The sequence below is a fragment of the Methylobacterium sp. J-092 genome, from assembly GCF_022829325.1.
Taxonomy (GTDB): domain Bacteria; phylum Pseudomonadota; class Alphaproteobacteria; order Rhizobiales; family Beijerinckiaceae; genus Methylobacterium.
In genome coordinates this window covers 90,255-108,665 of record NZ_JAKSXU010000202.1, presented here as the reverse complement: position 1 = coordinate 108,665, position 18,411 = coordinate 90,255, and the positions used below count along the sequence as shown (strand labels likewise).

General features: G+C 71.8%; 18 protein-coding genes and 1 pseudogene. 6 read left to right on the top strand and 13 right to left on the bottom strand.

The window, feature by feature from the left end; genetic code table 11:
• Positions 1-4: 4 nt before the first annotated feature.
• From MKK60_RS25420 to MKK60_RS25395, 6 genes are all read right to left on the bottom strand, one after another.
• Positions 5-928, bottom strand: a complete 924-nt coding sequence (locus MKK60_RS25420) for an ABC transporter permease (RefSeq protein ID WP_147728579.1) — start codon at positions 926-928, stop codon at positions 5-7.
• A gap of 31 nt (positions 929-959) precedes the next feature.
• Positions 960-2,117 carry an ABC transporter permease gene (locus MKK60_RS25415; RefSeq protein ID WP_243938103.1) on the bottom strand — a complete coding sequence of 386 codons (1,158 nt, stop codon included), beginning with the start codon at positions 2,115-2,117 and terminating at the stop codon, positions 960-962.
• Between the two features lie 137 nt (positions 2,118-2,254).
• Entirely contained in the window at positions 2,255-3,355 is a 1,101-nt protein-coding gene (locus MKK60_RS25410; protein ID WP_243988964.1) for a BMP family ABC transporter substrate-binding protein, read from the bottom strand.
• 192 nt (positions 3,356-3,547) lie between these two features.
• Positions 3,548-3,811, bottom strand: coding sequence for a hypothetical protein (locus MKK60_RS25405; protein ID WP_147728710.1), 264 nt, complete (start codon positions 3,809-3,811; stop codon positions 3,548-3,550).
• A gap of 303 nt (positions 3,812-4,114) precedes the next feature.
• The gene (gene pucL, locus MKK60_RS25400) at positions 4,115-4,954 is read right to left on the bottom strand and encodes a factor-independent urate hydroxylase (RefSeq protein ID WP_243938105.1); all 840 of its coding nucleotides are present in this window, start codon (positions 4,952-4,954) and stop codon (positions 4,115-4,117) included.
• Positions 4,955-5,033: 79 nt separating this feature from the next.
• On the bottom strand, positions 5,034-6,434 hold the full coding sequence (locus tag MKK60_RS25395) for a nucleobase:cation symporter-2 family protein (RefSeq protein WP_243988963.1): 1,401 nt from the start codon (positions 6,432-6,434) through the stop codon (positions 5,034-5,036).
• A gap of 181 nt (positions 6,435-6,615) precedes the next feature.
• Between MKK60_RS25395 and uraD the strand changes: the two genes are divergently transcribed.
• From uraD to MKK60_RS25380, 3 genes are all read left to right on the top strand, one after another.
• Complete coding sequence (gene uraD / locus MKK60_RS25390) at positions 6,616-7,500, top strand: 2-oxo-4-hydroxy-4-carboxy-5-ureidoimidazoline decarboxylase (protein WP_243988962.1); 885 nt, start codon at positions 6,616-6,618, stop codon at positions 7,498-7,500.
• Between the two features lie 83 nt (positions 7,501-7,583).
• On the top strand, positions 7,584-7,808 hold the full coding sequence (locus MKK60_RS25385; RefSeq protein WP_243950602.1) for a hypothetical protein: 225 nt from the start codon (positions 7,584-7,586) through the stop codon (positions 7,806-7,808).
• A gap of 39 nt (positions 7,809-7,847) precedes the next feature.
• Complete coding sequence (locus MKK60_RS25380) at positions 7,848-8,108, top strand: hypothetical protein (RefSeq protein WP_147859448.1); 261 nt, start codon at positions 7,848-7,850, stop codon at positions 8,106-8,108.
• Positions 8,109-8,157: 49 nt separating this feature from the next.
• Here MKK60_RS25380 and MKK60_RS25375 read toward each other — a convergent pair whose 3' ends face one another.
• From MKK60_RS25375 to MKK60_RS25350, 6 genes and pseudogenes are all read right to left on the bottom strand, one after another.
• Positions 8,158-9,216, bottom strand: a complete 1,059-nt coding sequence (locus MKK60_RS25375) for a BMP family ABC transporter substrate-binding protein (protein ID WP_243988961.1) — start codon at positions 9,214-9,216, stop codon at positions 8,158-8,160.
• A 48-nt stretch (positions 9,217-9,264) separates the two neighbouring features.
• Positions 9,265-10,191 carry an ABC transporter permease gene (locus tag MKK60_RS25370; RefSeq protein ID WP_243938113.1) on the bottom strand — a complete coding sequence of 309 codons (927 nt, stop codon included), beginning with the start codon at positions 10,189-10,191 and terminating at the stop codon, positions 9,265-9,267.
• 27 nt (positions 10,192-10,218) lie between these two features.
• Entirely contained in the window at positions 10,219-11,304 is a 1,086-nt protein-coding gene (locus MKK60_RS25365; protein ID WP_147843784.1) for an ABC transporter permease, read from the bottom strand.
• A 189-nt stretch (positions 11,305-11,493) separates the two neighbouring features.
• Positions 11,494-13,026, bottom strand: a complete 1,533-nt coding sequence (locus tag MKK60_RS25360; RefSeq protein WP_243988960.1) for an ABC transporter ATP-binding protein — start codon at positions 13,024-13,026, stop codon at positions 11,494-11,496.
• Complete coding sequence (locus tag MKK60_RS25355) at positions 13,026-14,408, bottom strand: 8-oxoguanine deaminase (protein WP_243950608.1); 1,383 nt, start codon at positions 14,406-14,408, stop codon at positions 13,026-13,028. The genes MKK60_RS25360 and MKK60_RS25355 overlap by 1 nt, the downstream gene beginning before the upstream one ends.
• Positions 14,409-14,457: 49 nt before the next feature.
• Positions 14,458-15,461 (bottom strand): annotated as a pseudogene (locus MKK60_RS25350) (hypothetical protein).
• A 360-nt stretch (positions 15,462-15,821) separates the two neighbouring features.
• Between MKK60_RS25350 and MKK60_RS25345 the strand changes: the two are divergent.
• The 3 genes from MKK60_RS25345 (at position 15,822) to MKK60_RS25335 (ending at position 17,572) form a co-directional block, all read left to right on the top strand.
• The gene (locus tag MKK60_RS25345; RefSeq protein WP_243938120.1) at positions 15,822-16,499 is read left to right on the top strand and encodes a cysteine hydrolase family protein; all 678 of its coding nucleotides are present in this window, start codon (positions 15,822-15,824) and stop codon (positions 16,497-16,499) included.
• A 77-nt stretch (positions 16,500-16,576) separates the two neighbouring features.
• Positions 16,577-16,810: a hypothetical protein gene (locus tag MKK60_RS25340; protein ID WP_147844746.1), complete on the top strand. Its 234-nt coding sequence runs from the start codon at positions 16,577-16,579 to the stop codon at positions 16,808-16,810.
• A gap of 81 nt (positions 16,811-16,891) precedes the next feature.
• The gene (locus MKK60_RS25335) at positions 16,892-17,572 is read left to right on the top strand and encodes a DUF1045 domain-containing protein (RefSeq protein ID WP_243988959.1); all 681 of its coding nucleotides are present in this window, start codon (positions 16,892-16,894) and stop codon (positions 17,570-17,572) included.
• An 82-nt stretch (positions 17,573-17,654) separates the two neighbouring features.
• On the opposite strand, the gene MKK60_RS25330 is transcribed toward MKK60_RS25335, so the two are convergent.
• On the bottom strand, positions 17,655-18,257 hold the full coding sequence (locus tag MKK60_RS25330; protein WP_243988958.1) for a hypothetical protein: 603 nt from the start codon (positions 18,255-18,257) through the stop codon (positions 17,655-17,657).
• Between the last annotated feature and the right edge of the window lie 154 nt (positions 18,258-18,411).

The window sequence follows — 18,411 nt, the reverse complement described above, 5'->3', positions numbered from 1 at the left end:
AACCTTATTTCGAGAGGGAGAGCTCGCCCGGCGCGCCGGCCAGCGCCCGGTCGGGCGACGAGGTGGCGATCAGCAGGGCCAGGGTGAGGACGTAGGGTGCGGCGTAGTACAGGTAGTAGCCCTGCGTGACGCCGACCGATTGCAGCGCCGGCCCGAGCGCCCCGGCGCCGCCGAACAGCAGGGCGGCGGCGAAGCACGCGAGCGGGTTCCAGCGGGCGAAGATCACCAGCGCCACCGCCATCAGCCCCTGGCCCGAGGAGATCCCCTCGTTCCACGAGCCCGGATAGTACAGCGACAGGTAGGCGCCGCCGATCCCGGCGAGCACGCCGCCGGCGGCGGTCGCGAAGAGCCTCACGCGGTCGACGTCGTAGCCCATGGCACGCGCCGCGTCGGCGCTGTCGCCGACGACGCGCACGATCAGCCCGGCCTTGGTGTTGCGGAACGCCCACCACAGGAACACCGCGAGCGCGGCGCCGACGAGGAACAGCACGTTGACGCGCAGCGCCGCCTGGATCTGCGGCACGTCCGACCAGAACCCGAACGGGATCGCCGGAAGCGGCGGCGCCGAGGGCTGGATGAAGGCCTTGCCGAAGAAGAAGGCCAGCCCGGTGCCGAACAGCATCAGGGCGATGCCGACCGCCACGTCGTTGACCCGCGGCAGGCGGCAGACGAACCCGTGCAGAAGCCCGAAGGCACCGCCGGCGAGCCCCGCCACCGCGACGCCGGCCCAGGGCGAGCCGGTGAGCACCGCGGTGGCGTAGGCCGACATCGCGCCGAACACGAGGGTGCCCTCGAGGCCGAGGTTGATCCGCCCCGAGCGCTCGGTGATGGTCTCGCCGAGGCTGACGAACAGGAACGGCGTCGAGACGCGGATCGCGCCGCCGACCACCGCGATCAGGACGCTCCAGAGCCCGAGATCGCCGCTCATCGCCCGCCCTCCGCCGCGCTCATGCGGGCGCTCATGCGGGCGCTCCCGCCGGCAGCGCGGCGGCGGCGCGCTTGGTGGCCCACAGGTGCGGGCTGAACAGGTGCAGGCGCCCGTAGAGCGTCTCGCTGGCGAGCACCACGAGGAACAGCAGCCCCTCCAGCACCAGCACGGTGGCGTCGGGCAGCTGCATCCGGCGCTGGATCAGCCCGCTCGACGCCTCGATCCCGCCGAGCAGGAACGCGACCGGCATGATCGCGATCGGGTTCTGGCGGGCGAGGAAGGCGACGAGGATGCCGGTGTAGCCGTAGCCGGCGGCCAGCGTGCCGTTGGCGGTGCCCTGAACCGCGACCACCTCGAAGAACCCGGCGAGCGCCGCGAAGGCGCCGCCGAGGGCGGTGAAGCCGACGATCAGCCGCCCGACCGGCAGACCCTGGATCTGCGCCGCGCGCACGTTGCCGCCGGCGATTCGCGCGGCGAAGCCCAGCGTCGTGCGGTCCATCAGCACGTAGGCGACGAGGCAGGATAGGACGCCGACGCCGAGGCCCCAATGCACCCCGATCCCCGGCATCGGCGCGAGCATGAAGGCGTCGCCGACGGGCAGCGTCGAGGGCTTGTTGAGGCTCGCCGGATCGCGCAGCCAGCCCTCGATCAGGTGGTTGGAGAGCGCGATGGCGATGTAGGACAGCAGCAGGCTCGAGATCGTGGCGTTGACGCCGCGATAGGCCTGCAGAAACCCGACGGCGCCGATCCAGACCGCGCCGACCAGCGCCGCGGCGAGCGCCATCAAGGGGATCGCGAGACCGGGCGGAAGGGCGGCCAGCGGCTGGGCCGCGGCGGCGGCGCTGAGGCCGCCCAGCACGATCGCCCCCTCCCCGCCGATCACCACGAGGCCGAGGCGGGCGGGCAACGCGACGCAGAGCGCGGCGAACAGCAGGGGCGCGGCGCGTTGCAGGCTGTTGCCGAGCGCGAAGGACGAGCCGAAGCCGCCGCGATAGACGATGTCGACGAACTGGAGCGGCGACTTGCCCAAAGCCGCCAGGAACAGCCCGAACAGGACGAAGCCCGCGAGCGCCGCGCCGACCGGGATCAGGAACGCCTCCGAGCGCCGCGCCAGCCAGGCCCGGGCCTGAAGGCCGCGCGCCGGCGGATCCGCCGTCTCGACCGGTGCCACAGCGGCGTCCGCGACCATCCCGCACCTCCGAACCGGTTCCACCATCCTGCGACGCGTGCGGCAGGAAGCGTGCCAGCCCCGCAACCGGGCCGGTGCAAGCCTTCGCCGCCCCTTCCCTCCCCCTCTGCGGGGGAGGGAGAGCGTCGAACCGTGCCTCAGACCGAGCCCTTCACGCCCGCGACCAGGTAGTTCGTGCTTTCCAGCTCGGCCGCCTTCTCGGGGTAGCCCTTTCCGGCGGCGAGGATCTCCTTGCCCGCATTGTCCTTGAGCGGTCCCTTGATGATCTGGTAGCCGCCCTTCATCATCTCGGCCTTGACCGCGTCCGCGTTCTTGCGCGCCGCGTCGCTGACGCCCGGGCCGTAGGGGCTCATCTTGACGTAGCCGTCGGCGAGGCCGCCGCGGACGAAGTTCTCCGGCACCTTGCCGGCCTGCATCGCCTCGACGAAGCCCTTGTAGATCGGCAGCCAGTTCCACTCCGCCCCGGTGAGGTACTTCTGCGGCGCCAGCGGCGACTGGTCGACGTGGTAGCCGCAGACGAAGGCGCCCCGGCGGGCGGCGGTCTCCACCGTCACCTTCGGGCTGTCGACGTGGCAGGTGACGACGTCGGCGCCGCCGTCGATCAGCGCGTTGGTCGCCTCGGCCTCCTTGACCGCGAGCGACCACTCGCCGGTGAAGATCACCTGGCAGGTGATCGACGGGTCGACGCTCTGCGCGCCGAGCAGGAAGGCGTTAATGTTGTTGAGGACCTGCGGGATCGGCTTGGCGGCGACGAAGCCGAGCTTCTTCGACTTGGTGGCGTGCCCGGCGGCGATGCCGTTGAGGTACTGCCCCTGCGCGATGTAGCCGAAGTAGGAGCCGGCGTTCTTCGGGTCCTTGTCGGTCCACAGGCCGCCGCAGTGCCGGAACTGGATCTTGGGGTTCTTCTTGGCCTCGGCGACCATGTAGGGGCTGTAGTAGCCGAACGAGGTCGGGAGCAGCAGCGTCGCCCCGTCGAGGTTGATCATGCTCTCCATGGTCTTCTCGACCGCGTTGGTCTCGGGGACGCGCTCCTCCTCCGTGACCTCCAGGCCGGGCATGCCCTTCAAAGCCTTGGCGGCGAGGGCGTGGGCCTGGTTGTAGCCGTAATCGTCCTTCGGCCCGACATAGATGAAGCCGGCGGTGAGCGTGCCGGCGGCGTGCGCCCGCGAGAGGGGCGTCAGCGCGAGCGCGGCGGCGCCCCCGAGGAGGTGCCTGCGCGAAAGCGAATGATCTGCCAAGGCCGTCTGCTCCGTCCCGAATACGGGGCGAAGTCTAGGCTTGGCCGCAACACCGGCGAAGCCGAGATTTTCGGCATAGTCGGCGTCGTCGCGGCTCAGCGCGACGCCTGATCGACTTGGATCAGGCGCCTAAAATCAGTCCTGCCACTGCGAATCTTTTCGGCAAAGCTCGTGGCGGCGTTCGGACCGACCTCAGCGGCTGCGATAGGCCCGCGCGTCGCGGCCGTCGCGCAGGGAACCGGTGACGAGGCCGTCGTCGACCCCGTAGACGCTCCGCGCGTCGCCACGCGGGGTGCGGCCCGCGGCGTCGAGGGCGTTCGGGATGGCGGCGCGGCCTTCGAGGCCGCCGGGCGCGAGCGCGGGCGGGATGCCGGCGGGCGCGTTGTAGCTCTGGGCGAAGGCGGTGGTGGACAGGGCGAGCCCGAGGGAGGCGGCGAGGATCAGGCGTGCGGTCATGGGAGGCATCCGAGGTTCGATCGGTCGGCGACCCCGTGGTCGCCGACGCTCTCGGACCTAGATTTTCACCAGACCTGCCTTTGGAAAGGGCCGTGAATGCTGAAGTTTTAGCCTGATTTCCAGGGAATACCCGCCGCGGGCGGATCGAACGGGCCGGCCCGGCCGAACTCTAAGATTAAAAGGCGCATTTAATCAGATACTTAACAGAGCGATCGGTCGCCGCTGCCCTGTTATTCGGCATGTGGCACGCTTCTTTCGCGGAGCGTGCGGTTCGGCACCCGGCTCGTCGCTGCGGGTGCCGGGCTAGCCCCGGCCGATGGTCGCCACGATCTGCCCGTGCGGCTCGTCGGTCGGCAGGAACACGGTGTTGGCGTTCGCAAGCCCGAACGGCGCCAGGTTGATCGGGATGTAGTGCTTGTTCGGCATGGCGAACCCGATCTCGCCGACCTCGGGAATCGCGGCCAGCACCGTCTCGCCCATCCGGTACATGCTGTCCTGCACGCCAAGGCTGTAGGTGGTGCCGAACACGGTGAGCAGGTGGGTGAGGATGTCGGCGTTGGCGGCGGCGTAATCGGCCGGCGGCCGCGTCCAAGTCCAGGTCGCGTCCATGGCGGTGGCGGCGATGCGGTCGGTGGTGTCGGGCAGGGTGCGGTAGCCGTCGTCGACGAAGTCGGACCAGCCCGATTGCGTGGTCTTCATGAAGGTGAAGTTGCGCAGGCCCGATTGCAGCGCGCGCGCGCCCCGGCTCGCGACGAGCCGGACGAAGCCGGTGCCGTTGGCGTCCAGCGTGAAGGTGTGGCCGTGCGGCTCGCCCGCGACGGCGTAGCGGAGCCAGCGCGTCTCCAGCCCCTCGATCGTGACCTCCTCGATCTGGGGATAGGTGTCGAGGAACACCGCCGCGACCGCCTCGACGAAGGCTTCCTTGTCGAGGGACAGGTTCTTGGCCGCGGTGACGTTGACGATGTTCTTGACGCTGTCGGTGGCGACGCAGGCGCGGTTGTCGCCCGCGGTCCAGGCGGCGTCGAAGGCGCCCTTCATCAGCACGGTGAGGGTGAGCTCGCGCGGTGTGTGGTGGTCGCCCTCGCGGGTCAACCGCATGACCCGGACGCGGCCCTTGCCGTAGGTCGAGGCGATGAGCGGCATGGAGGTCTCCGGTTCGGGTGGAGGTTCGTCGGAGCGTCTTCGCCGGATCGCGCGGACGGACGCGATCCCGCGACGGGCGTCAGTGCTCGGAGGCCGCGGCCTGGCGCAGGGCCGCGTCGCGGGCGTCGGCCGGGCTGCCGAGGCCGTTGAAGAACAGGTTGAGGACCACCGCGGCGATCGCGCAGAGCAGGATGCCGGATTCGAGCAGCGGATGCAGCGCGTGCGGCATCTGCTTGAAGAAGTTCGGCGCGACGAGCGGGATCATCCCGAAGCCGACCGAGACCGCGACGATGAACAGGTTGTTGCGGTTGCGAGCGAAGTCGACCGCGCCGAGGATGCGCGCCCCGGTGGCGCCGACCATGCCGAACATCACGAGGCCGGCGCCGCCGAGCACGCATTGCGGCACCGCCTCGACCAGGGCGGCGAGCTTCGGGATCAACCCGAGCCCGAGCATGATCACGCCGCCGACCACGGCGACGTAGCGGGTGCGCACGCCGGTGACGCCGACGAGGCCGATGTTCTGCGAGAACGAGGTGTAGGGAAACGTGTTGAACACGCCGCCGATGATCGTGCCGAGCCCGTCGCCGCGCAGGCCCTTGGTCAGGCGCCTCTCGTCGACCGGGTCGGCGCAGATCTCGGCGAGCGCCAGGAACATGCCGGTCGACTCGATCATCACCACGATCATCACGATGCACAGCGTGACCACCGAGACCGGGTCGAAGGTCGGCAGCCCGAAGGCGAAGGGGCGCACCACGTCGAACCACCCGGCGGCGGCCACGTGCGAGATGTCGACCAGCCCGAAGACGCCGGCCACCAGCGTGCCGACGACGATCCCGATCAGCACCGAGGCGGAGGCGACGAAGCCGGTGCCGTAGCGGGTGATCGCCAGGATCACGCAGAGCACGAAGGCGGCGATCCCGAGGAAGACCGGCGCGCCGTAGCTCGGGTTGCCGACCCCGCCGGCCGCCCAGTTCACGCCGACGCGCATCAGCGAGATGCCGATGACGAGAATGATCGTGCCGGTGACCACCGGCGGGAACAGCGGCAGCAGCCGCCCGACGAGCGGCGCCACCAGGAACGCGAACAGCCCGGCGGCGATCACCGCGCCGTAGATGCCGGTGAGCCCGATCTCCGGGCTCGCGCCCATGGCGATCATCGGCGTGACGGCGGCGAAGGTCACGCCCATCATCACCGGCATGCGGATGCCGATGCCGGGCAGGCCCCAGCTCTGCACCAGGGTGGCGAGGCCGCCGGCGAACAGGTCGGCGCTCACCAGCATCGCCACCTGCTCCGGCGCCAGCTTCAGGGCGCGCCCGACGATCAGCGGCACCGCGACGGCGCCGGCATACATCACCAGCACGTGCTGGAGGCCGAGGAGCCCGAGCGCGAGGGCGCCGACCCGGGCGACCGGCGCGGTGGCGGGCCCGAGCGGCACCGGACCGCTCTCGGGCAGGACATCCGGGTGGGCCGTGTTCGACATCGGCGAACGCTCCAGCAGGCCGCCGGATCGGTCCGGCTGCCGAGGACAGATCCTCGCGCAAGGCATGTGCCAGCGCAGGCCCCGCAGGGGCGGGCGATCGCGCGGCCGACGCGCCCGACGGACGCGCCGCTTGGCCCGTTGCCTGCTACCCTCGGCCGCGAGACCCGACGCGCGAGGCCCGATGACGATTCCCCTGGTCGACCTGAACGCGATGGCGGAGGCCGACTTCGTCGCCGCCCTCGGCGCGGTGTTCGAGCACGCGCCCTGGGTGGCGCAGCGGGCGGCCGCCGCGCGCCCTTTCGCCACCGTCGACGCGCTGTACGGCGCGATGCGCGCCGCGGTGGAGACGGCGCCCGACACGGCGCGCCTCGCGCTGCTGGCGGGCCATCCCGAGCTGGCGGGCCGCGCGGCGCGCGACGGCGCCATCGCCCCCGATTCGATCGCCGAGCAGGCGGCGGCCGGGCTCGACCGGATGTCGGACGCGGAATACGCGCGCTTCGAAGCGCTCAACGCGGCCTACCGCGCGAAATTCGGCCTGCCCTTCATCCTGTGCGTCAAGCGGCACGGGCGCGCCGCGCTGCTCTCCGCCTTCGCGACGCGTCTCGACTCCGACGCCGCGACCGAGCGGCGGACCGCCGAGGCCGAGGTCCTCCGCATCGCCGCGATCCGCCTGAACGCGCTGGTCTCCGGCGAGGGGCCGCTCAGGACGATGGGGCGGATCTCGACGCACGTGCTCGATACGGTGAGCGGGCGCCCGGCGGCCGGCGTCGCGGTGAGCCTCCACGAGATCGTCTCGGAGACCGAGACGGCCCTGGTGGCGCGGGCCGTGACCAATGCCGACGGGCGCACCGACGCGCCGCTCGTCGGCGGCCGGCCGGTGCCGATCGCGGTCTACGAGCTGCGCTTCGCCCTCGGCGACCATTACCGCCGGCTCGGGCTTCCGCTCGCCGAGCCGCCCTTCCTCGACGTCGTTCCGCTGCGCTTCGGCGTCGCGGAGCCGGAGGGGCACTACCACGTGCCGCTGGTGGCGACGCCGTGGAGCTTCCAGACCTATCGCGGAAGTTGAGCCGCACCGCGGAAAATCGTCTTCCTGGGGCGCACCGCGGCGGGGTTCGCGCGTTGTCGGCGCAGATCCCACGAGGAGCCGCCATGCTGCGTTCCGCCCAAGTCCTGATCCTCTCGCTCTGCCTCGGCTGCGGCTTGGCCGGCGCGGCCTCGGCCCAGTCCGTCGGCGCCCCCGCCGGGCGCGTCGCCGCGACCGCCCCGGGCGGCACGATCGGCAAGGCCGGGGCGCGCAACCGGATGGAGGCGATCCGCAGCGGCGACGCCTACGGCCGGCGCCGGATGCGCCACCACCGCCGCCACCGGCGCTGAGCCGCCCGCGCCCCTCACGCGATCACGGAGATCCCATCGATGCGCCTCGCCACCCTCACGGCCCTGACCCTCGCCGCCGGCCTCGGCCTCGGCGGCTCCGCCTTCGCCCAGTCGACGGGCGCCCCTGCGGGGCTCGACCCCGCGACGGCGCCCGGCGGCACCGAAGGGCGCGCGGGCCCACAGAACGAGATGAACGCCGTCCGCGACGGCGACGCGGTGGCGGTTCCGCCGCCGGCGGGCGGCGTCACGACGGAGGCGCCGCCGCGCCGGGACGACGTGCCGCCGCGGCCCCGCTACTGAACCGGACGCGCGGGCGGCCCCCCGCTCGCGCGCCGGAGACGGCGGCCCGCTACTGCGGCAGCTTGTCGTCGATGCCCTTCACGTACCAGTTCATGCCGAGGATCATCGGGTCGGGCGCGTCCTCGCCCGCCTTCACCGCGACCGTGCCGTCCTGCTTCGTCACCGGGCCGGCGAAGGGGTGGACCTTGCCCGACACGATGCCGGCCTTGGTCTCCTCGGCCATCGCCTTCACGTTGTCCGGCATGTTGGTGAAGGGCGCGAGCACGACCATGCCGTCCTTGATGCCGCCCCAGGTGTCGTGGCTCTTCCACGAGCCGTCGAGCACCGCCTTGGCCTCGCCGATCACGTAGCCGTCCCAGTCGTCGGTGATCGAGGTCAGCTGCGCCTTCGGGGCGAAGCGGAACTGGTCCGAGGACTGGCCGAAGGCGAGCTTGCCGGCCTTCTCGGCCTCCTGCAGCGGGGCCGCGGAATCGGTGTGCTGGGTCAGGATGTCGGCGCCCTGCGCGAGCAGGGCCTTGGCGGCCTCCGCCTCCTTGCCCGGGTCGAACCAGGTGTTCACCCAGACGATCTTGAGCTTGACGTTGGGGTTCACCGACTGCGCGCCCAGCATGAAGGCGTTGATGCCGCTCACCACCTCGGGGATCGGGAACGAGGCGATATAGCCGACCGTGCCGGACTTCGAGAGCGTGCCGGCGATCTTTCCGCAGACGTAGCGGCCCTCGTAGAAGCGGGCCGAGTAGGTCGAGACGTTGGCGCTGCGCTTGTATCCCGTGGCGTGCTCGAACTTCACGGTGGGGAATTTCTTGGCGACCTTCAGGGTCGGCTCCATGAAGCCGAACGAGGTGGTGAAGATCAGCTTGGCGCCCGAGCGCGCCAGCTTCTCGATCGAGCGCTCGCTGTCGGCCTCGGGCACGCTCTCGAGAAACGTGGTCTCGACCTTGCCGGGCATCGCCGCCTCGAGCGCCTTGCGGCTGAGGTCGTGCTGGTAGGAATAGCCGTAATCGGCCACCGGGCCGACATAGACGAAGCCGACCTTGAGCTTGTCGTCGGCCCGCGCGGCGGGTGCGAGCAGAAGAGCCGCCAGGATGGCGCCGGTGATCGTCCGCATGGTCGTCGATGTCCCCAAGGTCGATACCCCCAACATGGCCCCCGCCTTCTAGCGGTGGGGCGTGAATTCGCGGCCCAGGGCGGCGGGCGCCAGCGAGCCGCCCTGGCGCCGCCCGAGGGACAGCAAGACCAGGGCCAGGATCGTCGCAACGTAGGGCAGCGCCGACAGCGCCTGCCCCGGCAGGCCGAGGCCCGCGGCCTGGGCGTGGAGCTGGAGCACCGTCGCGCCGCCGAACAGCAGCGCCCCGGCGGCCACCCGCAGCGGGCGCCACGAGGCGAACACCACCAGCGCCAGGGCGATCCAGCCGCGCCCGGCGGTCATCCCCGGCGACCAGAACGGGGTGTAGGCGAGCGACAGGTAGGCGCCGGCGAGCCCGGCGCAGGCGCCCCCGAACAGGACCGCGAGGACGCGGACCTTGCGCACCGGCAGGCCGAGCGCGTGCGTCGCGGTGTGGTCGTCGCCGATGGCGCGCAGGACCAGCCCGGCGCGGCTCCGGCCGAGGAACCACCACACCCCGAGCACCAGGGCGACCGCGACGTAGACGAAGGCGTCCTGCCCGAAGAGCAGGTCGCCGACGACCGGCAGGTCGCTCAGCCCCGCCAGGTGGAGGTGGGGCGCCGGATCGCGCTTCATCCCGACGTAGCCGGTGCCGACGAGGCCCGAGAGCCCGAGGCCGAGGATCGTCAGGGCGAGGCCCGAGGCGACCTGGTTGGCGGCGAGCCCGACCGTGAGGATCGCGAACAGACCCGACAGCGCGAGCCCGGCGCCGGCGCCGCCGAGCGCGCCGGCGAGCGTCGAGCCCGTCTCGGTGGCGACCGCGAAGCCGGCGGCGGCGCCGAGCACCATCATCCCCTCGGTGCCGAGGTTGAGCACCCCGGAGCGCTCCGCCACCAGCTCGCCGATCGCGGCCAGGATCAGGGGCGTGGCCGCGGTCAGCACGGTGACGAGCACCATCTGGACGATGTCGAGGGTCATGGCCGCCTTCTCACCATGCCCGGCGCCTCACGCGGTCCGCCGGGGGCCGCCCGGCACGAGCCGGACGCGGTAGCGGGCGAGCACGTCCGCCCCGAGCACGAAGGCGAGCAGCAGCCCCTGGAACGCGCGGGTGAGGTCGAGCGGCAGCTTCAGGTCGATCTGGGCCGACTCGCCGCCGATCGTGGTCAGCGCGATCACCCCGGCGGCGACCAGGATTCCCGGGGGGGACAGCCGCCCGAGGAAGGCGACGATGATCGCGGTGAAGCCGTAGCCCGGCGAGATCGTCGGCTGCAGCTGGCCGATCTTGCCGGCCACCTCGCAGATGCCGGCGAGCCCGGCCGCCGCCCCCGAGATCGCGAAGACGGCGAGCGTCAGGCGCGCGTCGCTGAAGCCCGCGAACCGCGCCGCGCGCGGCGCGGCGCCGACGACGCGGACCTCGAAGCCGAACAGCGTCCGGGCGAGGACGAGCGTCGCGACGATCACGGCGGCGAGCGCGATGAGCACGCCGGCATGCAGCGTGTCGCCCTCCATCAGGTAGGGCAGCCGCGCCGCCGGATCGAACGGCACGCTCTGCGGAAAGTTGAAGCCCGCCGGATCGCGCAACGGCCCGCGGGCCATGTAGTCGAGCAGCAGCTCCGCGACGTAGACCAGCATCAGGCTGGTCAGGATCTCCGACACGCCGAGGCGGACCTTCAGGAGCGCCGGGATCATCGCGTAGGCGAGGCCCGCCAGCGTGCCGGCGGCCAGCATCGTCGGCAGGATCCAGGCCGTGAAGCCCTCCGCCCCTTGCGTCGCGACGCCGATCCAGCCGCCGGCCAGGCCGCCGACCACGAACTGGCCCTCGGCGCCGATGTTCCACAGGCTCGCCCGGAAGCAGAAGGCCAGCCCCGTGGCGACCAGCGCCAGCGGCGCCGCCTTCAGCGCCACCTCCTGCAGCGACCACACCTCGCTCAGCGGGGTGACGAAGTAGGTCGTGAACGCGGCCCCCGGCGCGACGCCGAGCAAAGCCACCGCGATCCCGCCGACGAGCACGGCGCCGGCGAAGGCGATGACCGGCGACAGCGCCGAGAGCACGGCCGAGCGCCGGGCGCGCGGGCTCAGATCGAGGCGCATGGGAGGCTCTGAACAGTCGGAAAGAATCGCGGGCGGCTCCTCCCTCCCCCCTCTGCGGGGGAGGGCGGGCCTCGCGTCAGCGAGGGTCGGGAGAGGGGAGCGACGGTGCCGGATACGGCGCTCCCCCCTGCCCCCCTGCTGCGCAGGGTACCCTCCCCCGCTTCAGGGGGAGGGAACAACGCCGCAGCTTCACGCATGCGATCCGCCCATCAGCAAGCCCACCGCCTCGCGGGTCGTCTCGCCCGCCGGGACCGGCTCGGAGAGGGTGCCGGCATGCAGCACCGCGATCCGGCTCGCGATCTCGAACAGCTCGTCGAGGTCCTGGCTGATCACCAGCAGCGCGGCGCCGCGGGCGGCGAGATCGATCAGCGCCTGGCGGATGCGGGCGGCGGCCGAGGCGTCGACGCCCCAGGTCGGCTGGTTGACCACCAGCACGCCGGGCTCCGCCTGGATCTCGCGCCCGACGACGAACTTCTGCAGGTTCCCGCCCGACAGGGTGCCGGCGGCGGGGTCCGGGCCGGCCTTGCGCACGTCGAAGGCCGCGATCACGGCGGCTGCGAGCGCGCGCGCCGCCCCGCGCCGGAGCAGGCCGAAGCGCGCGAGCGGCGCGGTGGCGTGGCGCGAGAGCACCGCGTTCTCGGACAGGCTCATGCCCGGGGCGGCCGCGTGGCCGTTGCGCTCCTCGGGCACGAAGGCCGCGCCGCGCCGGCGCCGCGCGTTGATGTCGAGCCGCCCGACGGCCGCGCCGTCGACGACGACCGCCTCGGCCCGCGCCGCGGCGGTCTCGCCCGAGAGCGCGGAGAAGAACTCCGCCTGCCCGTTGCCGGCGACGCCGGCCACGCCGAGGATCTCGCCGCCCCGGACGGTGAGGCGGATGTCGGCGAGCGCGGTGCCGTGCAGGCCGGGCGCCGGCAGGGACAGGCGATCGAGGACGAGGCGCGGCGGGCCGAGCGCGGCGCCGGCGCGGCCGGTCACCGCGCCGACCTGCGCCCCGACCATCAGGGCGGCGAGCGAGCGGGCGCTCTCCCCCTGCGGATCGCAGGCGCCGACGACGCGCCCGTGGCGCAGGATGGTGGCGCGGGTGCACAGGCGCCGCACCTCGTCGAGCCGGTGCGAGATGTAGAGCAGCGCCCGGCCCTCGTCGCGCAGCCGCTCCAGCACCGAGAACAGCTGCTCCGCCTCGCCCGGCGTCAGCACCGAGGTCGGCTCGTCGAGGATGACGAGGCGCGGGTCCTGCAGCAGGCAGCGCACGATCTCGATGCGCTGGCGCTCCCCGGCCGAGAGCGACCAGACCGGCCGGGCGGGATCGAGGTGCAGGCCGTAGGCCGCCCCGAGCGCGGCGATCCGCTCGGCGAGCGCCCTGCCCGAGAGGGTCTTCGGCATGACGAGGGCGATGTTCTCGGCCACCGTCAGGTTCTCGCAGAGCGAGAAGTGCTGAAACACCATCCCGATGCCGATGGCGCGCGCCGCCTCGGGGTCGGGCAGCTGCACGATGTCGCCCTTGTGGGTGACGACGCCCTCCGTCGGCTCCAGCAGCCCGTAGAGGATCTTCATCAGGGTCGACTTGCCGGCGCCGTTCTCGCCGAGCAGCGCGTGGATCTCGCCGGCGCGGATCTCGAGGTCGACGCCGTCGTTGGCCGTGAAGTCGCCGAAGCGCTTGACGATGCCGTAGGCCCCGTAGAGCGGCGCGGTGCCGGCGGCGGGCGACGGCACGGCCGCCATCAGGCGCCGCCGAGGAGGCTGAGGGCGAGCCGGCCGTGGTCCTCGCGCAGCTTCCGCGTGTCCATGCCGACGGGGTTTCCGTCGACCACCCGCCACCGGCCCGCGACCATCACCCGGTCGGCGCGGTGCGCGCCGCACAGCACGAGAGCGGCCAGCGGATCGTGCGCGCCGGAGAAGCGCAGCGCGTCGAGGGTGAACAGCGCGAGGTCGGCCTCGCGGCCCGGCTCGATCCGGCCGATGTCGTCGCGCCCGAGGCAGCGGGCCGAGCCCTCGGTGGCCCAACGCAGGGCGTCGAGATGCGTCACCGCTTCGGCGCCGTAGGTCAGGCGGTTGATCATCAGGGCGTGGCGCACGCCCTCCATCAGGTTGGAGCTGTCGTTCGAGGCCGAGCCGTCGACGCCGAGGCCCACCGGCGCGCCCGCCGCCTCCAGCTCGCAGGTGCGGCACTGGCCGGAGGCCAGCGTCATGTTCGAGGTCGGGCAGTGGCAGACGCCGACGCCGGCCTTGCCGAGCCGGCGCACCTCGTCGTCGTTGAAGTGGATGCCGTGCGCGAGCCAGGCCCGCGGGCTCATCCAGCCGACCTCCTCGAGGTAGTCGACCGGCCGCTGGCCGAACATCTCCAGGCAGTAGGCGTCCTCGTCCAGCGTCTCGCCGAGATGGGTGTGGAGCTGGCAGTCGTGGCGGTCGGCGAGCGCCGCGCTCTCGCGCATCAGCCGCTTGGTGACGTTGAAGGGCGAGCACGGCGCCAGCCCGATCCGCACCATCGCGCCGGGCTTCGCGTCGTGGAACAGGTTCAGCACCCGCTCACTGTCGGCGAGGATGGTGTCGTCGTCCTGCGTCAGGCATTCGGGCGGCAGGCCGCCGTCCTTCTCCGACAGGCTCATCGAGCCGCGGGTGACGAAGGCGCGGATGCCGAGGCTGCGCGCCTCGTCGACCTGCACGTCGACGGAATCCTCGAGCCCCTTCGGGTAGAGGTAGTGGTGGTCCCCCGCCGTGGTGCAGCCGGAGAGCAGCAGCTCGGTGTAGGCGAGCCGCGTCGCGAGCCGGAACGCGTCGGGGGTGATCTTGTCCCAGACCGTGTAGAGCGCCTTCAGCCACGGGAACAGCGGCTTGTTGATCGCCAGCGGGTGGGCCCGCGTCAGCGTCTGGAAGAAGTGGTGGTGGGTGTTGATCAGCCCGGGGATGACGACGTGGCGCGACGCGTCGAAGGTCTCGTCCACCGGCGCGGCGGGCTGCGCGCCGGCCGCCACGCGCTCGACGATGCGGCTGCCCTCGACCACGATGCCGCCGCCGGCGCCCTCGGCGAGGATCGCCAGCGGATCGCGAATCCACAGGCGCCGGAGCGTTTCGTCCCCTCGGGGCCTGGCGTCGGATCCCGTCATGCCGTCTCCCATCCCGTCACGGTCGTGCGATCGGCGATCCAACCGGCGATCAGAAGATGTGGAACGCGACGCCGGCGAGGAAGCTCTTCTCTTCCGTGCCCTTGAACGTCGCCGTCTCGACGTTGCCGAACTTGTTCAGCCAGTACTGGAAGCCGATGAAGGCGTCGACCTTGTTGGGCTGGTCGTAGATCAGCTTGCCCACGTCGAGCACCAGGTTGGTGCGCGACAGGAATTCGAGGCCGCGCTTCGGGTTGAAGGCGAAGTCGGCCACGTTCTGCACGCCGCGGCCCTTGGGCAGCACGATGTTGTTGAAGCCGGTCAGGCTCAGCGGCAGGCTGGTGAAGGCGAGGGGGAAATTGTAGACCACCTCGAATTCCGGCACCACGTCGAAGCTCTGGTCGCGATCGGGCTGCAGGTTGAAGCCGTTGCGATTCCATTCCTTGTAGGCGTGGACGAGAGGTTCAGGAACCCGGCCGGCACGTCGAAGGAGAAGTTGAGGCCGCCGACCACGTCGCGCTTCTTCGAGCCGAACGCGTCGTTCTGCGAGTTCGCGTCGAAGCCGAAGGCGAGGGAGATGTCCTTGACGATGCCCGGCAGCGTGAACGCCTTGGAGTTGGTCAGCGCGTTGAGGCTCAGGGTGCCGCGATAGAGGCCGTAGGCTTCGGTGTTGCCGTAATCGGCGAAGAACGGCGCGCCGACGCTGCCGGGCGGGTTCGTGGTGCCGGCCGGGAATTGCGACCCCGACTTGAGGATGTCGAGCGAGAAGAAGTTCGTGCCGTAGGCCCAGGCGTCGGCATGCGAGATGTTGTAGATCTGCTTGGGCGCCTCGCGGCTGACGAACGAGCCGTCGGCCTTCTGGATCTGGACGCCCGGCGACACGGTCGGGAACTGGTAGCGATAGCTGAACTGCGTGTCGGCGAAGAGGAAGAACGGCGCTTCCTTGGCCGGCGCCTCGACGGGCGCCTTGTCCTTCTTCGCGTCGAGATCGGCCGCCGCGCCGTATCCCACCAGACCGAGCGACATGGCCGCTGCAACGAGTCCCCGAGCGATCATGTCTGCCCTCTCCGTGCCGAAAATCCGGTGAGCAGGCAGCAACCGATATGCCAGCGCGTGCCACCTGGGCGAGAGGCGGCGGCCGAGTCATAATTCGGCAACAGGTTTGCCGGCCGAGCGCAGGCGCCCGCTCCGGCGGGTGCGGCGGCGGCAACCCTGAAACGCGCGACGCGGCGGCCGGGCTCCCACCTCCGGCGGCGCGTCGTCCGCCGACGAACGCGCCACCGCCCATGACGTCGGCAGCATACGCACAACATTCGAGCAATGTCGGGCAGTATTTGCGGATGCATTCCGCGCCATCGCCCGACATCGTCGCGTCGTGCGCCGCCGAGCCGGCCGCAGGACGGGAGATTCGCGCCGATGGTGACCGTGGATGCCGAGCCGGGCCCGCTGGCGATCGACCTAGCGACGACGGCGCTGGTCATCATCGACATGCAGCGCGACTTCCTCGAGCCCGGCGGCTTCGGCGAGAGCCTCGGCAACGACGTCTCGCTGCTCGCCGCCGCCGTGCCGCCGGCGCAGGCGCTGCTGGCGGCGGCGCGGCGGGCCGGCCTCCTCGTGGTCCACACCCGCGAAGGGCATCGCCCCGACCTGTCGGACGCGCCCGCCGCCAAGATCGCCCGCGGCACGCCGTCCGCCCGCATCGGCGCGCCCGGGCCGATGGGGCGCATCCTGATCCGCGGCGAGCCCGGCCACGACATCGTCGCCGACCTCGCGCCCGCCCCCGGCGAGCCGGTGGTCGACAAGCCGGGCAAGGGCGCGTTCTACGCCACCGACCTGGCCGAGATCCTGGCCGCGCGCAGCGTCGCCACGCTGCTCGTCTGCGGCGTTACCACCGAGGTCTGCGTCCACACCACCGTGCGCGAGGCCAATGACCGCGGCTACCGCTGCCTCGTGGTGTCGGATGCCTGCGGCTCGTACATCCCGGCCTTCCACGCGGCCGGCCTCGCGATGATCGTGGCGCAGGGCGGCATCTTCGGATGGGTGTCGGATTCGCATCGCGTCGTCGCCGCGATCGCCGCCGGCCGCACCGCATGATCGACCACGCCCCGAGCCGCCAAGCTTGGCCCGGTTATTGCCCGGCGAGCGCGACAGATGAAGCAGGAGTTCGTTGGATGCGTACGGTCTTGGCAAGCACCCTGTGTCTCGCGTTGCTGACGACGTCGGGCCTCGCGCAATCCTACACCGCGCCCGCGCCGACCGACGTCCCGTCAAGCGGCACGAAGAGCCTCAACAAGGCCGACCGCAAGATCGCCTGCACCCAGGAAGCCGACCGCCGCAACATGCGCGGCCTGAGCCGGCAGCAATATCGCGCCGCCTGCCGCAACCGCCCGATCCCGCGGGGCTGAGCGGCCGCGCCTTGCCGAGCGGGCGATCGGGTTCTATCCGCGCCGGGCCGTGACCGATCCACGCCCGAAGCGAGTGCCCCGGTGGACGCCCCGACACGCTACGCGCTCTACGTCACGCCGGAGCCCGGATCGGCGCTCGCCGCCTTCGGCGAGGCGGTCCTCGGCGATGCGCCCCTGCCCGGATGGGACGCGGCCGCGCGCGCGGCGCTCGCCGCCGTCACCGCGGCGCCGCGGGTCTACGGCTTCCACGCGACGCTGAAGGCGCCGATGCGCCTCGCCGCGGGCCGGACCGAGGGCGACCTCCTCGCCGCCTGCGCGGCGCTGGCGCAGCCCCGCGCGCCCCTGGCGGTCGGGCCCCTCGCGGTGACCCTGCTCGGGGACTTCGTCGCCCTGGTGCCCACCGCGCCGCCGCCCGGGCTCGGCCTGCTCGCGGCCGAGTGCGTTGCCGCCCTCGACCCGTTCCGGGCCGGCCTCACCCCGGCCGAGCGGGTGCGCCGCCAGCCGGAGCGCCTCGACGCGCGCCGCCGCGCGCTCCTCGACCGCTGGGGCTATCCCCACGTCTTCGAGGCCTTCCGCTTCCACATGACCCTGACCGGCCGCCTCGCCGGCGACGCCCGCGAAACCTGGCGCGCCCGCCTCGCGGCGGCCTGCCCCCCGACGTCGCTGACGATCGACGCGATCACGCTGCTGCGTCAGGACGGCGCGGCGCCGTTCCGCATCCTGCGCCGGATCCCGTTCAGGCCTGCACCGGCCTCGCCTTGAGCACCCTTCATCGGGTGGATGAGCGGTCCCGGCTGCGAAAGGTTTCCCTGCCGCCTGCCTGTCCGAGCATCGGCAAACGGCTTCAGAACGCCCTCAGCCGAAACTTTTGGATCTTGCTGTCGTCCTTGCTCCTTGCCGCCTGCACCTCCCGGTAAAACCCGAGAAAGGACGAGCCCGCGATCAAGCTGATACGGTCGCTTCCCCAGCCGTGACTCGGATCCGACAGCTTCGAACGGATCGACTGGAACTTGCCGGTGTAGGTCTCAGGGGAGGCATCGGTGCCCTCCAAGGTCACGAGGGCTTCGGCTTTCCGATTGGCGAGACGCCCCTCGATGCGCACGTCGGGAGAATAGCCCGGGGCACCCGGTTTCAGATGCGCGAAGAATCGGTTGGCCGACAGCGTGACGGCGGCGTCTCCTTCCACCGTCACCCAGCCCTTCTCGGTCGGCGTCACCCAAGTCCAGTGCCACGGTGCGTCCTCGGCATTCGCCGCGGCGGCGCGGCCGAGCACCAGGGCGGCGGCGAGGAAGCCTCCGATCGACGAGCGCGACAAAGCATCTCTTCCTGAAAAACTTTCAGGGATCGACGTTCGAGGCGATCGCTCCGCCTCCTTCGCATCCGAATCGAATAGCGTGCGTCGCAGGACCGCCGTCAGGGCGCTGGTTCGGAACATCGTGATCGTCATTCGACGGGAACGCGAATCGCGTGCACCGCCAGAGCGGTATATCCGACGACGGCGCCGAGCCAGACTAAAATCCTGCGCGCCGTCCGATCGGGCGCCTTCATCCCTTGGCACCGAAGGCCCATGATCCCGTCTCCGAAGCCGAGCGTCGGCGCGC

Coding starts and splice junctions, on each gene's coding strand:
- MKK60_RS25355 (WP_243950608.1), bottom strand. CDS start 14,408: ATGACGGGATCCGACGCCAGGCCCCGAGGGGACGAAACGCTCCGGCGC.
- MKK60_RS25385 (WP_243950602.1), top strand. CDS start 7,584: ATGCTGCGTTCCGCCCAAGTCCTGATCCTCTCGCTCTGCCTCGGCTGC.
- MKK60_RS25420 (WP_147728579.1), bottom strand. CDS start 928: ATGAGCGGCGATCTCGGGCTCTGGAGCGTCCTGATCGCGGTGGTCGGC.
- MKK60_RS25395 (WP_243988963.1), bottom strand. CDS start 6,434: ATGTCGAACACGGCCCACCCGGATGTCCTGCCCGAGAGCGGTCCGGTG.
- uraD (WP_243988962.1), top strand. CDS start 6,616: ATGACGATTCCCCTGGTCGACCTGAACGCGATGGCGGAGGCCGACTTC.
- MKK60_RS25405 (WP_147728710.1), bottom strand. CDS start 3,811: ATGACCGCACGCCTGATCCTCGCCGCCTCCCTCGGGCTCGCCCTGTCC.
- MKK60_RS25370 (WP_243938113.1), bottom strand. CDS start 10,191: ATGACCCTCGACATCGTCCAGATGGTGCTCGTCACCGTGCTGACCGCG.
- MKK60_RS25365 (WP_147843784.1), bottom strand. CDS start 11,304: ATGCGCCTCGATCTGAGCCCGCGCGCCCGGCGCTCGGCCGTGCTCTCG.
- MKK60_RS25330 (WP_243988958.1), bottom strand. CDS start 18,257: ATGACGATCACGATGTTCCGAACCAGCGCCCTGACGGCGGTCCTGCGA.
- pucL (WP_243938105.1), bottom strand. CDS start 4,954: ATGCCGCTCATCGCCTCGACCTACGGCAAGGGCCGCGTCCGGGTCATG.
- MKK60_RS25360 (WP_243988960.1), bottom strand. CDS start 13,026: ATGGCGGCCGTGCCGTCGCCCGCCGCCGGCACCGCGCCGCTCTACGGG.
- MKK60_RS25415 (WP_243938103.1), bottom strand. CDS start 2,117: ATGGTCGCGGACGCCGCTGTGGCACCGGTCGAGACGGCGGATCCGCCG.
- MKK60_RS25380 (WP_147859448.1), top strand. CDS start 7,848: ATGCGCCTCGCCACCCTCACGGCCCTGACCCTCGCCGCCGGCCTCGGC.
- MKK60_RS25340 (WP_147844746.1), top strand. CDS start 16,577: ATGCGTACGGTCTTGGCAAGCACCCTGTGTCTCGCGTTGCTGACGACG.
- MKK60_RS25345 (WP_243938120.1), top strand. CDS start 15,822: ATGGTGACCGTGGATGCCGAGCCGGGCCCGCTGGCGATCGACCTAGCG.
- MKK60_RS25375 (WP_243988961.1), bottom strand. CDS start 9,216: ATGCGGACGATCACCGGCGCCATCCTGGCGGCTCTTCTGCTCGCACCC.